Origin of the sequence: Oceanitalea stevensii (assembly GCF_014837105.1) — a bacterium.
GTDB classification, from domain to species: Bacteria; Actinomycetota; Actinomycetes; order Actinomycetales; family Actinomycetaceae; genus Oceanitalea; species Oceanitalea stevensii.
The window spans coordinates 213,796-226,843 of record NZ_JACSPO010000003.1; the positions used below are offsets into that span (position 1 = coordinate 213,796).

14 protein-coding genes and 1 riboswitch are annotated in these 13,048 nt (G+C 74.8%); of the genes, 12 read left to right on the plus strand and 2 right to left on the minus strand.

The annotated features are described in order from the left end of the window. Positions 1–9 precede the first annotated feature (9 nt). The gene (gene fmt / locus H9624_RS08660) at positions 10–951 is read left to right on the plus strand and encodes a methionyl-tRNA formyltransferase (RefSeq protein WP_251839489.1); all 942 of its coding nucleotides are present in this window, start codon (positions 10–12) and stop codon (positions 949–951) included. Further along, complete coding sequence (locus H9624_RS08665; RefSeq protein WP_251839490.1) at positions 948–2,429, plus strand: RsmB/NOP family class I SAM-dependent RNA methyltransferase; 1,482 nt, start codon at positions 948–950, stop codon at positions 2,427–2,429. Before fmt ends, H9624_RS08665 begins: the two co-directional genes overlap by 4 nt. A 170-nt stretch (positions 2,430–2,599) precedes the next feature. On the opposite strand, the gene H9624_RS08670 is transcribed toward H9624_RS08665, so the two are convergent. Beyond that, positions 2,600–4,105, minus strand: coding sequence for an HNH endonuclease signature motif containing protein (locus tag H9624_RS08670; protein ID WP_251839491.1), 1,506 nt, complete (start codon positions 4,103–4,105; stop codon positions 2,600–2,602). Between the two features lie 417 nt (positions 4,106–4,522). Here H9624_RS08670 and rpe point away from each other — a divergent pair, with 417 nt between their 5' ends. From rpe to H9624_RS08700, 6 genes are all read left to right on the plus strand, one after another. After that, the gene (gene rpe, locus H9624_RS08675) at positions 4,523–5,182 is read left to right on the plus strand and encodes a ribulose-phosphate 3-epimerase (protein ID WP_251839492.1); all 660 of its coding nucleotides are present in this window, start codon (positions 4,523–4,525) and stop codon (positions 5,180–5,182) included. 234 nt (positions 5,183–5,416) lie between these two features. Beyond that, a riboswitch (FMN riboswitch) is annotated at positions 5,417–5,540 on the plus strand. An 89-nt stretch (positions 5,541–5,629) separates the two neighbouring features. Then, positions 5,630–6,484 (plus strand): ABC transporter permease, encoded by an 855-nt coding sequence (locus H9624_RS16505; RefSeq protein WP_286010973.1) that lies wholly within the window; start codon positions 5,630–5,632, stop codon positions 6,482–6,484. After that, positions 6,481–7,455, plus strand: a complete 975-nt coding sequence (locus H9624_RS08685; RefSeq protein ID WP_251839493.1) for an ABC transporter substrate-binding protein — start codon at positions 6,481–6,483, stop codon at positions 7,453–7,455. Before H9624_RS16505 ends, H9624_RS08685 begins: the two co-directional genes overlap by 4 nt. A gap of 50 nt (positions 7,456–7,505) precedes the next feature. Next, positions 7,506–7,769 carry a phosphoribosyl-ATP diphosphatase gene (locus tag H9624_RS08690; RefSeq protein WP_251303076.1) on the plus strand — a complete coding sequence of 88 codons (264 nt, stop codon included), beginning with the start codon at positions 7,506–7,508 and terminating at the stop codon, positions 7,767–7,769. Positions 7,770–7,795: 26 nt separating this feature from the next. After that, positions 7,796–8,638, plus strand: a complete 843-nt coding sequence (gene hisG / locus H9624_RS08695) for an ATP phosphoribosyltransferase (RefSeq protein WP_251839494.1) — start codon at positions 7,796–7,798, stop codon at positions 8,636–8,638. Next, positions 8,635–9,087, plus strand: a complete 453-nt coding sequence (locus H9624_RS08700) for a PH domain-containing protein (protein ID WP_251839495.1) — start codon at positions 8,635–8,637, stop codon at positions 9,085–9,087. Before hisG ends, H9624_RS08700 begins: the two co-directional genes overlap by 4 nt. Before the next feature lie 43 nt (positions 9,088–9,130). On the opposite strand, the gene H9624_RS08705 is transcribed toward H9624_RS08700, so the two are convergent. Continuing rightward, on the minus strand, positions 9,131–10,225 hold the full coding sequence (locus H9624_RS08705) for a DUF3866 family protein (protein WP_251839496.1): 1,095 nt from the start codon (positions 10,223–10,225) through the stop codon (positions 9,131–9,133). 256 nt (positions 10,226–10,481) lie between these two features. On the opposite strand from H9624_RS08705, the gene H9624_RS08710 reads away from it, so the two are divergent. From H9624_RS08710 to tatA, 4 genes are read left to right on the plus strand one after another with little or no spacing between them, the layout of a single operon-like run. Continuing rightward, positions 10,482–11,444, plus strand: a complete 963-nt coding sequence (locus H9624_RS08710) for a helix-turn-helix transcriptional regulator (protein WP_251839497.1) — start codon at positions 10,482–10,484, stop codon at positions 11,442–11,444. After that, a complete protein-coding gene (locus tag H9624_RS08715; protein ID WP_251839498.1) occupies positions 11,437–12,408 on the plus strand; it encodes a helix-turn-helix transcriptional regulator in 972 nt (323 codons plus the stop codon). Before H9624_RS08710 ends, H9624_RS08715 begins: the two co-directional genes overlap by 8 nt. Further along, the gene (locus tag H9624_RS08720) at positions 12,405–12,716 is read left to right on the plus strand and encodes a hypothetical protein (protein WP_251839499.1); all 312 of its coding nucleotides are present in this window, start codon (positions 12,405–12,407) and stop codon (positions 12,714–12,716) included. The genes H9624_RS08715 and H9624_RS08720 overlap by 4 nt, the downstream gene beginning before the upstream one ends. 48 nt (positions 12,717–12,764) lie before the next feature. After that, positions 12,765–13,043, plus strand: coding sequence for a twin-arginine translocase TatA/TatE family subunit (gene tatA, locus H9624_RS08725; protein WP_251839500.1), 279 nt, complete (start codon positions 12,765–12,767; stop codon positions 13,041–13,043). Positions 13,044–13,048 lie beyond the last annotated feature (5 nt).

A 13,048-nucleotide genomic window follows, 5' to 3' on the forward strand; every position in this document is an offset into this window, starting at 1 on the left:
TGCTGGACCATGCGCCTCCTCTTCGCCGGCACCCCCGAGGTCGCCCTCCCGTCCCTGCGTGCCCTCGCGGACTCCGCGCACGAGGTGGTCGCCGTCCTCACCCGGCCCGACGCCCGCCGTGGGCGCGGCCGCACCCTCCACCCGAGCCCGGTGGCGGCGTGGGCCCGCGAGCACGACATCCCCGTCCTCACGCCGCGCACCCTGCGCGACCCCGAGGTCCAGGAGGAGATCGCCGCCCTCGGCGTCGACGCCGCGCCCGTCGTCGCCTACGGCGCCCTCATCCCGCCGGCCCTGCTCGACGTCCCGCGCCACGGGTGGGTCAACCTCCACTTCTCGCTGCTGCCCGCGTGGCGCGGCGCCGCACCGGTCCAGCACGCCGTCATCGCCGGCGACGACGTCACCGGCGCCACGACCTTCCGCATCGAGGAGGGCCTGGACACCGGCCCGGTGCTCGGCACCCTCACCGAGACGGTGCGCCCGGGCGACACCTCCGGTGACCTTCTCGCCCGCCTCGCCGAGTCCGGCGCCCCGCTCCTCCTCGCCACCCTCGACGCGCTCGAGTCCGGCAGCGCCGTCCCCGTCCCCCAGCCGGCCGACGGCGTGAGCCACGCTCCGCGCCTGGAGGTTACCGACGCGCGGGTCGACTGGGCCGCGCCGGCCGTCGCGGTGGACCGTCTCGTCCGCGGCACCACCCCCGCGCCCGGACCGTGGACGACGGCGCCCGACGGCTCCCGGCTCAAGCTCGGTCCCGTCACGGTGCGTGCCGACGTCACCGACCTGGCCCCCGGCGCGGTGCGCGCGGGGAAGACGGAGGTGCTCGTCGGCACCGGGAACGGCGCCGTCGAGCTCGGGCACGTCGCCCCGGCTGGTCGCTCGTGGATGGCCGCGGCCGACTGGGCGCGCGGCGCCCGGTTGCCCGAGGACGCGCGTCTCGGCGGGGAGGCAGCATGAGCGAGCAGCACCCGGGCTCCCGTCCCCGCCGCGGCGGGGGGCGCCCCACCGGCCCGCGCCGTCGGGAGGCGGCTGACGAGGCCCGCACCGCGGCCGCCGACACCCTCGAGGCGGTCGCGACGAGCGACGCCTACGCCAACCTCGCGCTGCCCAAGATGCTGCGTGAGCGCGGCCTGACCGGCCGCGACGCCGCCTTCGCCACCGAGCTCGTCTACGGCACGCTCCGCCTGCGCGGCCGCTACGACGCGATCCTCGCGCGCTGCACCAACGGCCGCCCCCTCGACCAGCTCGACCCGCCCGTCCTCGACCTCCTGCGCATGGGCGCCCACCAGATCCTCGGCATGCGCGTGCCCTCGCACGCCGCCGTGTCGCAGACGGTCAACCTCGTGCGGGCCCGCGTCGGCACCGGCGCGAGCGGTTTCGCCAACGCGGTGCTCCGCGCCGTCGGGCGCCAGGACCTCGACACCTGGCTCGCCCAGCTCCGCGAGGAGATCCCCGACGACGGCGCGTACCTCGTGGCCGTCGAGTCCCACCCCGCGTGGGTGGTGCGGGCCCTGCGCTCCTCGCTCCGCGCCGCCGACCGGCCCACCGAGGAGCTCGCCGAGCTGCTGCGGGCCGACAACGCCCCGCCCGCGGTGACGCTCGTGGCCCGTCCCGGACTCGTCTCCCCGGAGGAGCTCGCCGAGCAGGTGACGCGGACGCTGGGGGAGCGCGGCACGCCCGGTAGCTGGGCGCCCACCGCGCTTCGCCTCGCCGGGGGCGACCCCGCCTCCCTGCCTGCCGTGCGCGACGCTCTGGCCGGGGTCCAGGACGAGGGCAGCCAGCTCGTCGCTCTCGCCCTCGCCGCGGCCGAGACGCTCCCCGGGCCGGACGGTGAGCAGGAGAGCCGTTGGCTCGACCTGTGCGCCGGACCGGGTGGCAAGTCGGCCCTCCTCGGCGCCATCGCCGCTGAGCGCGAGGTCCACCTGCTCGCCAACGAGGTCGCCCCCCACCGCGCCCGTCTGGTCCGCCAGTCCACGGCCGCGCTGCGCGACAGCGTCGACGTCCGCACCGGCGACGGCCGGGAGATCGGCGAGGCCGAACCGGGCGTGTACGACCGGGTGCTCGTCGACGCGCCGTGCACGGGTCTGGGTGCGCTGCGGCGCCGTCCGGAGTCGCGCTGGCGCCGTCAGCCGAGCGACCTGCCCGGCCTCACGTCGCTCCAGCGCGAGCTGCTCGGCTCGGCGCTCGAGGCGGTGCGGCCCGGGGGAGTGGTCGCCTACGTCACGTGCTCCCCGCACCTGGCGGAGACGAGTGCCGTGGTCGAGGACGTCCTGCGCGGACGTGAGGACATCACGCGCCTCGACGCTCGCGCGGCACTGACCGCGGCGACAGGTACCGACGTGCCCGACCTCGGCGAGGGGCCGGATGTCCAGCTGTGGCCCCACCTGCACGGCACGGACGCGATGTTCCTCTCGCTGCTGCGCAAGGACGCCTGACCGCCGGAAGTCTCCTCGGCGGCACCTGGGCCGGGCGGCGCTCGACCTCGCGCCTGCCGGGCACTGCGGCATGCCCGCGCCATCGGCACCTCTGCTCGGCCACGCCTCGGTTCGCGCGGCGCTTGGCCGCTCGTTCACCGGCCGGTGGGCAGGGCTGTCCCCTGGCGTTTCTAGGTCTGTTCGTGCTTGGCGGTGATGAGCTGGCCGTGGCGGGAGTAGAAGTACCAGCGCCCTGCGGCGCGGACGATGGTGATGCCGTAGGCGTGGACCCAGTCGTGGTGGTGCCAGCACAGCAGGATGCCGTGCTCCACGCAGGTGGCTCCGCCGTCGCGGTACCACTGCAGGGAGTGGTGGATCTCCCCGACCCCGGGTGGCTGGTCGCAGTCGGGGTACTGGCACGTCTTGTCCCGGGCGACGACCGCGCGGACCATGTGGGCCGGGAAGATCCGCTGCTCACGCCCCACGTCCAGCACCGTGGAGTCCGGTCCGAACACCACCCGCGACAGCGAGGACTCGCACACGAGCCTTGCCAGCATCGCCGGCGGGACCGGGGTTCCGTCCTCCAGGGTCGCCGGCTCGATGCCGGTCATGGCCCTGGGGTCGATGGCGGTGGCGATGACGTGGGTGTCACCGGGCTGCCACGCGTCCATCCACGCCCGTGCCTCCGGTGACAGCTGGAAGGGGTCGCCGCCGGACTGGCCGGGATCGCGGGGCCCGCCGGGCACGGACGGCTGGAAGGTGTCACCGCCGGGCTGACCGGGATCGCGCGGCCCACCCGGTGCGGTGCACAGGGCCTCTTCCCAGAACCCCAGCTCACCGCCCGGCTCGTGCTCCCGCCCACTGGCTGTCACGGGCGGGCGGGGTGAGCCGGTCGCGGCGGCCAGCGCCCGCAGGGTCTCGATGTCCGCGGTGACAGTCACGTGAGGCCGGATACGGGCACCCTTGCCCTGCTCACCGGCATCCAGTGACTGCCGCGCCAACGACGTCAACGCCGCCGCCCGCCGCTGGGCCGGGGCGCGCTCATCGCCCTTCGCCTTGCGGCCCATATGGGCCCGTAGCGCCGTGTCCACGCTCTGGCCGGAGAGCTCATCGAGCCACCCGTTGAGGTGATACCCGTCCATGGTCCGCGACAGGGTCAGCTGCTCCTTGGCGCCGTCCTCCCGCCACGCCCGGTCGGCGGCCTCGGGGTCCGAGGCGATCGCCCAGGTCCCCACGAGCTTGGCGAAGGACCCCGCGTCCATCCGCTCGGCCTGCTCGACCAGGAACCCCTCACCGAGCTCACTGTCGGACAGCTGCGCACGCAGCCGGTTCGTCGTCAGCGCCCCACGCACCAGCACACCCACGTGCTCCTCGCTGATCCGCCCCTCCGACAGCGCCACGCGCGCCTTGGGCAGCAGGTCACGCAGCGCACGAGCCTGGCGCACCTGCCGCGAGGCGGCGGCCGGCGTCGCATCGGTCTGCGTGCGCAGCCACGCGGCGAAGGTCCGTTGCCCGTCCAGCGCCCACAACCCGTTCGCCTCGATCGTCGCCAGCTGCGCTGAACGGACCCCGCCCAGCCGCCGCTCGATCTGCTCCACCAGCGCCAGCGCTTCCTGCAGGCGGTGACCGTCGACCTCGTGCCAGCGGGTTCCCTCGAGCCCCGATACCGACTCCAGGACTGAGGCCAGCGCGTCCACGGGGTCTGCAGCCAGCCCCGCGCCCGAGCCACGCCCGGGTGAGGAACCTGCTCCGTCGCCGATCTCCCCGACCACTGTCCTCACCCCCTACGAGGCCTTGACGTGCTGCTGGTCACATCGTCCCAGCGACCACTGACATTCGGCGCTGACGACGAAAGGGCGAGTGCCATCGCGCCAGCGGCGCCGCCAGGCCGCGTTCGAGTGAGGGCGGGGGACCGGTGCCTTCTCCGCAGCCACTGTGCTCACCCCTCCCACCCTTGATGTGCGCCTGGTCACATCGTCCCAGCGACCACCGACATCCGACCCGAGCCGCCGCGAGCGCCCAGGCAAGCGGGTGGTGCATCACAGGCGAACCGCTCGGGCGTCGATCGACGGGACGGGAGGACCCGGCTGCACCCGCATGGGTAGGCTCGGACCGTGGCCGTACGCATCACTCCCAGCATCCTCAACGCCGACTTCGCCGACCTCACGGGGGAGCTCGGGCGCATCTCTGGCGCCGACCTCGTGCACGTGGACGTCATGGACAACCACTTCGTCCCCAACCTCACGCTAGGGCTGCCGGTGGTCGAGCGGATCGTCGCGGCGAGTGCCGTCCCGGTCGACGCGCACCTCATGATCGAGGACGCGGACCGCTGGGCCCGCGGCTACGCAGAGGCAGGCTGCGCGTCGGTCACCTTCCACGCCGAGGCCTCGGTGGCCCCGATCCGGCTCGCCCGTGAGATCCGCGCCGCCGGCGCCCGCGCGGCCATCGCCGTCCGGCCGACGACCGACATCGCGCCGTACCTCGACTACCTCGAGGAGCTCGACATGCTCCTCGTCATGACGGTCGAGCCCGGCTTCGGCGGCCAGCGCTTCCTCGAGTCGACCGTCAGCAAGATCGCCGCCGCCCGGGAGGCGATCGACGCCTCCGGTCGGGACATCTGGCTCCAGGTCGACGGCGGAATCTCGCGCGACACCATCGCCACCGCCGCGCGCGCCGGTGCGGACACCTTCGTCGCCGGCTCCGCCGTCTACGGTGCCGAGGACCCGAACGCCGAGGTCACGGCCCTCCGCGAGCTCGCAGCAGCAGCCCGCTGACCGACGTGTAGCGGCCACCGCTCCGGTGGTGCGCGTCGGCGGCCGCCTGTGTGCGCGTAGAGCGCACCCACCGCCCGCCCAACCGGCGCGGCCGGTCCGTGCCACAACCGAGCCGCCACCGGCCGCACACCGAGCGTGTCGCCCGCCGCGCCGCGCCCTCCCGGCCCTGCTCGTGGCACAGTCCCGACACGTGCCCGGGAACAAACCGGCCTGTGGCATGCTTGATGCTGCAAGAACGTGCTCCGGGGTCGGTGAGATTCCGAACCGGCGGTGACAGTCCGCGACCCACCTTCCGAGGTGGTTGACCTGGTGGAACTCCAGGACCGACGGTGAAAGTCCGGATGGGAGGATGCACGGGCGTCTTTGCCGACCCGTCGGCGAGGCGCCGCGGACGCTCGCGCGTTCGTCGACCCCGGATCACACCGTCAGTGAACCGGGAGGGACGACATGGAGCAGGCACCGCTCGCGCGCACGCTCGCGGCCCACCGCCGCGCCCGCCGCGTCGTGTGGCTCACGCCGCTCGTCCTCGGCGTCCTCGTCCTCCTCGTGTGGGAGGCGGTCACCCGCGCCGGGGTGGTCTCCCCGTTCTTCCTCCCCGCACCCAGCGCCGTCGCCGCGCGGTTGTGGACCGAGCTCACCGCGGGCCAGCTCCTCGCCTACACGTGGATCACCTTCGTGGAGGCGCTGCTCGGCAGCGTCCTCGGTGCCGCCGTCGCCTTCCCGCTCGGCTACCTCATCGCCCGCAACCGGTGGGCCGCCGCCGGTCTGCAGCCCTACGTCGCGGCCTCGCAGGCCCTGCCCGCGGTCGCCCTCGCCCCGCTCCTCGTCATCTGGGTCGGGTACGGGCTGCTGCCGATCGTCCTGCTCTGCGCCCTGCTCGTCTTCTTCCCGATCCTCCTCGCGACGATCCTCGGCCTGCGCACCCTGGACCTCGAGGTCGTCGACGCCGCCCGCCTCGACGGCGCCCACGGCTGGTCGATGCTGCGCCACATCGAGGTCCCGATGTCCCTGCCCAGCCTGCTCACCGGCCTGCGCAACGGCTTCACCCTCTCGGTGACCGGCGCCGTCGTCGGGGAGTTCGTCATGGGTGGCCGCGGCCTGGGCATGGTCCTGTCGGTCCAGGCGAACTCCGCCGACACCACCGGCCTCTTCGCGACCCTCGCCGTCCTCGCCCTCCTCGCCGTCGTCATGTACGCCGCCCTGCGCGTCGTCGAGCGCCTCGCCGTCGACGACCGCCCCACCGTCCGCACCCGGTTCGGCTCCCGCCGTGCCGCCCGCCCCGCCCTCAGGAGCACCTCGTGACCCGCCGCCGCACCGCCCTCGCCCTCACCGCCGCGACCCTGGCCCTCGCCGCCTGCGCCGAGCCGCCGACGCCCGAGGCGCCCACCACCGGCTCCGACGAGCTCGTCATCGGCCTCACCTACACGCCCGACGTCCAGTTCGCGCCCTTCTACGTCGCCGAGGCGCGCGGCTACTACGAGGACGCGGGCGTCGACGTCACCCTGCGCCACCACGGCGCCTCCGAGTCGCTCCTCGGCGCGCTCGAGGCGGGGGAGGAGGACCTCGTCGTCGCCGGCGGGGACGAGATGCTCCAGGCGCGCTCGGCCGGCGTCCCGGTGGTCAACGTCGCGACGCTCTACGAGGAGTACCCCGTCGTCCTCATCGTGCCCGCCGACTCCGACATCACCACCGCCGCGGACCTCGCCGGCCACTCCGTCGGCATCCCCGGCCCCTTCGGTGAGACGTACTTCGGTCTCCTCGCCCTCCTCAGCGACGCCGGCCTGAGCGAGGAGGACGTCACCGTCGAGTCCATCGGCTACACCCAGCAGGCCGCGCTCAGCGCCGGCCACGTCGACGCCGTCATGGGCTTCGCCAACAACGACGCCGTCCGGTTCGCGCAGGCGGGCGTGGACGTGCGCACGATCCCGCTCGGTGACGTCCCGCTCGTCGGCATCGGTATCGGCGCCCACGAGGACATTGCCGACGACGCCGCGACGGCCGCCGTCGTCGAGGCCACCATGCGCGGGGTGAGGGACGTCGTCGAGGACCCGGCCGGCGCCGTCGAGGTCGCTGCCGAGCACGTCCCCGGCCTGGCCGACCCGGCCGCGCGCGAGGCCGCGATCGCCACCGTCGAGGCGACCGTCCCGCTGTACGGCAGCGCCACCGGCACGAGCGACCCCGCGCGCTGGGAGGCGATGGTCACCTTCATGGCCGAGCAGGGCCTGCTCGAGGGCGACGTCGACGCCGCGGACGCCGTCCGGACGCTCGGCTGAGCGTGGACGCCGTCCCGGGTGCGCCGCGGCGGGGGCCTATCCTGAGGGGCGTGAAGACCTTCGACGACCTGTATGCCGAGCTCAAGCACAAGGCGGACACGCGGCCCGAGAACTCCGGGACCGTCGCCCAGCTGGACGCCGGCGTCCATGCGATCGGCAAGAAGATCGTCGAGGAGGCGGCCGAGGTGTGGATGGCAGCCGAGTACGAGGGCGAGGACGCCACCGCCCTGGAGATCTCCCAGCTGCTCTACCACGTCCAGGTCATGATGGTCGCTCGCGGCATCAGCCTCGAGGACGTCTACCGCAAGCTCTGACCGACCCGACCCGGAGACATATCCCCGTGCTGCGCATCGCCGTCCCGAACAAGGGCTCGCTGTCCGAGCCCGCCACCCAGATGCTCGCGGAGGCCGGCTACCGCCGCCGCCGTGACCGCGAGCTCGTCCTGCCCGACCCCGCCAACGGGGTCGAGTTCTTCTTCCTCCGTCCCCGCGACATCGCCGTCTACGTCGGCACCGGCACCGTGGACGTCGGCATCACCGGCCGCGACCTCCTCCTCGACTCCGGCACCTCCGCCGTCGAGCACCGGCCGCTCGGCTTCGCCCGCTCCACGTTCCGCTTCGCGGCGCCCGCCGGCACCATCCGCTCCGTCGAGGAGCTCGCGGGCGCGCGGGTGGCGACGAGCTACGACGTCCTCGTGGGCAACTACCTCGCCGAGCGCGGCATCGAGGCGAGCGTCGTCCACCTCGACGGCGCCGTGGAGTCCTCGGTCCAGCTCGGCATCGCCGACGCCGTCGCGGACGTCGTCGAGACCGGCTCCACGCTGCGCGCGGCCGGGCTCGAGGTCTTCGGCGACCCGATCCTCCAGTCCGAGGCCGTGCTCATCCGTCCCGCGAGCCGTCCCGCCGACGCCGCCGTCGCCGTCCTCGACCGCCGCCTGCAGGGCGTCCTCGTCGCGCGCCGCTACGTCCTCATGGACTACGACGTGCCGGTCGAGCACGTGGAGAAGGCCGTCGCGGTCACCCCCGGTCTCGAGTCGCCCACCGTCTCCCCGCTGCACGACGGCAACTGGCGCGCGGTCCGCGCCATGGTGCTGCGCGAGGAGGCCAACCGCGTGATGGACGAGCTGTACGAGGTCGGGGCGCGGGCGATCATCGTCACGTCCATCCACGCGTCTCGGCTGTGAACCTCTCGGCCGAGCTGCTCCGTCCGTTCCGCCCGCGGGCGGCGCGGTGGGTGGCCTCGGTCCTGTTCGTCCTCACCGTGCTCGGGCCGCCCGCGCTCTTCGCGGTCATGGCCGCCAACGACCTCGACATGTCGTGGGCCGACGTCGTCGGGACCCTCGCCACCGCCGTCGTGCTCGCGTGGTTGTGCTTCCGGCAGGCGGCCGTCCGCGCCGTGCCCGACGACGACGGCCTCACCGTCCGCAACTTCATCAAGGTCCGCCGCCTGGAGTGGGAGCAGGTCGTGGAGGTGCGCTTCGGGGTGAACAGCGCCTGGGCGCAGCTCGACCTGTCCGACGGCACGACGCTGCCGGTCATGGCGATCCAGTCGGCCGACGGCGAGTACGCGCGCCGCGAGGTCGGCCGCCTTGCCGCGCTCGTCCAGCTCCACGAGTCCGACCAGCCCGGCTGACCGGTCCCGCGCGCCCGCGGCCAGGTGTCGCCGGCGGGGGCGGTCAGGCGGTGAGCGTCGCGGCGTGGGCACCGGCCGCGGCGGAGGCGATGAAGGCGGCCTCGTCCTGGTCGAGCCCGCGGCCCATCGTCGACAGGCGCACGGGGGAGTCCTCGAGCGCCTCTCGCAGCCCCGCCACCGGCACCTCGACGAGCCGGTGGAGGCCGACCGGCTCGCACAGGGTGGCCGCCTGCTCGCGCACCCGCGACCACAGCTCGCCGTCGGCGACGGGCACGACGACGTCGGCCGGGCGCAGCGCCACCCGCCCGTAGGCGGTGGTCGAGTGGTGGGAGACGCCACGGTGCCGGTCGCGCGGGTCGGCCTCGGACACGCGGAGCGCCGCCACCGGGCGACCGCCCAGGACCGCCGCCGCGTTGACGGCCTCGCCGGCCGCGACGCCGGAGAAGCCCCACCGCGTCCCGGTCCCGAGGTTGCCCGGCCCCTGGGTGACGACGACGACGTCGGCGCCCACGACGTGCCGTGCAGCGAGCAGCGCGGTGTGGACGTTGACGGCCTCGAGGTCCCCGCCGAAGGCCTGCCCGGCCGTGATCGTCGAGGTCAGCCAGCCCGCGTCGCGCAGCTGCGCGACGGAGCGGGAGAAGGCCAGCGGCAGCGCCCCACCGTCGGTCATCACGTAGGCGACCCGGCGCCCGGCCCCGGCGGCCCGTACCCCCGCGAGGACGGCGGGCAGGGCGGAGTGCAGGTCGGCGACGACGACGGCGAGCCCGCCCAGGTCGTCGGCCTCGCGCATCTGCTCGTGCCAGGGCGACTCCTGCTCGTCCACCCCGAGGAGCATCGGCTGCAGCGGCGTGTAGCGGGCCTTGACGACGTGGCCGGGCCCGGGCGGCGGGTCGGCGGGCAGGCGGTCGGGGATGGCGACGACCATCGCGTAACCGCCGGTGCCGAGCCCGCGGACGAGCGCGGAGACGGTGAGCGTCACGCGGTCCCCGACCTCGGGCTCACCGACCAGGCCGGTGTAGGCGAGGGCGCGCACGGAGGTGCGGTCCCCGGCCGGCCGGTCGAGGTCCACCTCGAGCTCGACGGCGCCGGCCCACGAGCCGCGCACCGCCCTCACCACACCGTCACGCCAGGAGATCACCCGTGCACGCTACCGTCGCCGGGCCGCGGACGCCGGGACCGCTGAGGAACACGTCAGCGCTCGGCGACTGGAGGGGGGCGCTGGGGGACGGGGCGCTGGGGATCGGGCGCGCGGCGGCGGACGTCGGGGGCGCGGAGGAACAACTCAGCGCTCGGCGACAGGGGGAGGGGGCGACAGGGGGAGGGGGCGCTGGGGGGAGAGGCGCGCGCGGGGCGCGTGCCGGGGAAGCGGCGTGGCAGCAAGTACGGTGGGCACCGTGACTCGCGTGGACCCGGCCGAGCGGCTGCTCGACCTCCTCATCGCGCTCCGGCACGCCCCGGGCCGGCTGACCAAGGCCGACATCCGCGCGTCCGTCAACGGCTACCTCGACGCGACGAACGACGTCGCCTTCGAGCGGATGTTCGAGCGCGACAAGGACCTCCTGCGCCACCTCGGCGTCCCGATCGTCACCGACGTCGACCCCGTCCACGAGGACGCCGTCGGCTACCGCCTCGACACGGCCGGCTACTCGCTGCCCGAGGTCACCTTCACCGCCGCGGAGATCGGCGTGCTGTCCCTGGCCGCGACGGTCTGGCAGGACGCCCACCTCCACGGCTCCGCCCACCGCGGCCTCACCAAGCTGCGCGCCGTCGCCGCCGGCGCGGACCCCGACTCCCACATCGGCGTCGCGCTGCGCGTGCAGCCCGCCGAGACGGCCCTCGGACCGCTCCTGGACGCGATCGGCGCCCGGCAGGCCGTCTCCTTCACCTACCGGGCCGCCTCGACCGGCGAGGAGACCACCCGCCGCGTCCAGCCGTGGCGCCTGGTGAGCCGCGACCGCGGCTGGTACCTCATCGGCCACGACCTCGACCGTGACGCCCCCCGCGTCTTCCGCCTCTCCCGCGTCGTCGGCGCCGTCAGGGCCACCGGACCGGCCGGCGCCTTCGAGGTCCCCGAGCACGACGCCCAGGCGATCCTCGCCGGCAGCGGCGGCGCGCGTGCCGTCCTCGCCGTCCTGCCCGAGCGTGGCGCCGCGCTGCGTGCCCGCGCCGTCGAGGAGCGCGGCGAGCGCGACGGACGCGACGTCGTCGTCGTGGAGACCGACGACGACTTCTCCCTCGCCGCCGAGATCGCCGCCTACGGGCCCGCCGTCCTGGTCCTCGAGCCGCCCGCCCTGCGCGAGGCGGTCCTCGCGCGTCTGCGCGCCGTTGCCGCCCTGGGGGAGGCCGCCCGTGCCTGAGACCACCGGGGAGCGCCTCACGCGTCTGCTCGCCCTCATCGCCTACCTCGGGGAGAACCCCGGGGTGCCCGTCGCCGACGTCGCCGCCCACTTCGCGGTGAGCGAGCGCCAGGTCCTCGCCGACGTCAACCTCCTGTGGGTGACCGGCACGCCCGGCTACCTGCCCGACGACCTCATCGACTTTGCCGCCGACGAGTACGACCGGCAGGTCCTCACGCTGACCAACCCGCGCGGCATGGACCGCCCGCTGCGCCTCGGCGCCCACGAGGCGCTGGCTCTGCTCGTCGCGCTCAAGCCCCTGGAGGCGCTGAGCGCCGACGGCGGCATCGACGACGACGTCCTGCGCAGCACCACCGCCAAGCTCACCGCCGCGGCGGGGGAGGCCGCCCGCGCCGCCCAGGCCGTCGACGTCCACGTGAGCGACGCGACCGCCGCCCTGGCCCCGGTCCGCCAGGCCCTCGCGGCCGGCCGCCGGCTCCACCTCCGTTACGTCTCGGCGTCCGACGTCGTCACCGAGCGCGACGTCGACCCCCTCGAGCTCGTCTGGGACGGGAGCCGCTGGTACCTGCGTGCCTGGTGCCACCGGGTCGACGGGCTGCGGCACTTCCGCCTCGACCGGGTGCTCGCCGCGGAGGTCCTCGAGACCCCTGCCGTCCACGCCCCGGAGGCCACCGGCCGCAGCACCGAGCCCGAGCTCGACGACGACGACCTCCTCGCCGAGCTCGAGCTCGCCCCCCGCGCGCGCTGGCTGGCCGAGCGGGTGCCCGTCGTCGACCACGAGGACCTGCCCGACGGCGGGATGCGGGTGCGCCTGCGGGTGGCGGACCCGGCGTGGCTGGCGAACGTCGTCCTCGGGCTCGGTGCCGAGGTGCGCGCCGTCGCCCCTCCCGAGCTCGCCGCGGCGGTCGCGCGCCACGCGGCGGACGCCCTGGCCGCCTACGACGACATATCCTCGGGCTCATGACCTGGTGGCTCTGGCTCGTCCTCGTGCTCGCGGCGCTGGCCCTGTACGCCGTCATCGGCCTGGGCCTGTGGCGCCGCGGCAAGACGCTGCTCACCGAGCTGCGCGGCCTCGAGCAGCTGAGCGAGCGGCTCGCGGCGGTGACCGGCACCGAGCCGCCCGCGCCGATCGTCCCGGCCTACCTCGTCCCGCCCGCCGAGGTCGCCGAGGCCCGCCACCGCCGGCAGGCCAACCTGCGCGCCCGCCGCGAGCGGCGTGCCGACCGGGCGACGCAGGCCATGACCCGGTGGCGCCGGGTCGGGCTGCGCTGAGGCCGCGGCGTAGACTCGAAGTCCCCGGACCCGACGCGAAGGCACGTCATGCGACCCCCCTCAATGTGGCAGATCCTCATCATCGTCCTCATCATCGTCATCCTGTTCGGCGCGAAGCGGCTCCCGGACGTGGCGAGCAGCATCGGCAAGTCCCTCAAGATCTTCAAGAAGGAGGTCACCGAGCTGCGTGAGGACGACTCCACGCCGCCGCCCTCCGGCCCCGTGTCCGGTGGCCCGACCTCCCCGAGCACCACGCCCAACCCGACGACGGCGCCGCCCTCCGCGGACGACCCCGGCACCACGCCACCGGGTGGGACGGGCCGCTAGCACCC

What these genes read in the sequence shown, in the direction of transcription:
- fmt (WP_251839489.1), top strand. Translation starts at nt 10, where the DNA reads ATGCGCCTCCTCTTCGCCGGCACCCCCGAGGTCGCCCTCCCGTCCCTG.
- H9624_RS08665 (WP_251839490.1), top strand. Translation starts at nt 948, where the DNA reads ATGAGCGAGCAGCACCCGGGCTCCCGTCCCCGCCGCGGCGGGGGGCGC.
- H9624_RS16505 (WP_286010973.1), top strand. Translation starts at nt 5,630, where the DNA reads ATGGAGCAGGCACCGCTCGCGCGCACGCTCGCGGCCCACCGCCGCGCC.
- H9624_RS08720 (WP_251839499.1), top strand. Translation starts at nt 12,405, where the DNA reads ATGACCTGGTGGCTCTGGCTCGTCCTCGTGCTCGCGGCGCTGGCCCTG.
- tatA (WP_251839500.1), top strand. Translation starts at nt 12,765, where the DNA reads ATGCGACCCCCCTCAATGTGGCAGATCCTCATCATCGTCCTCATCATC.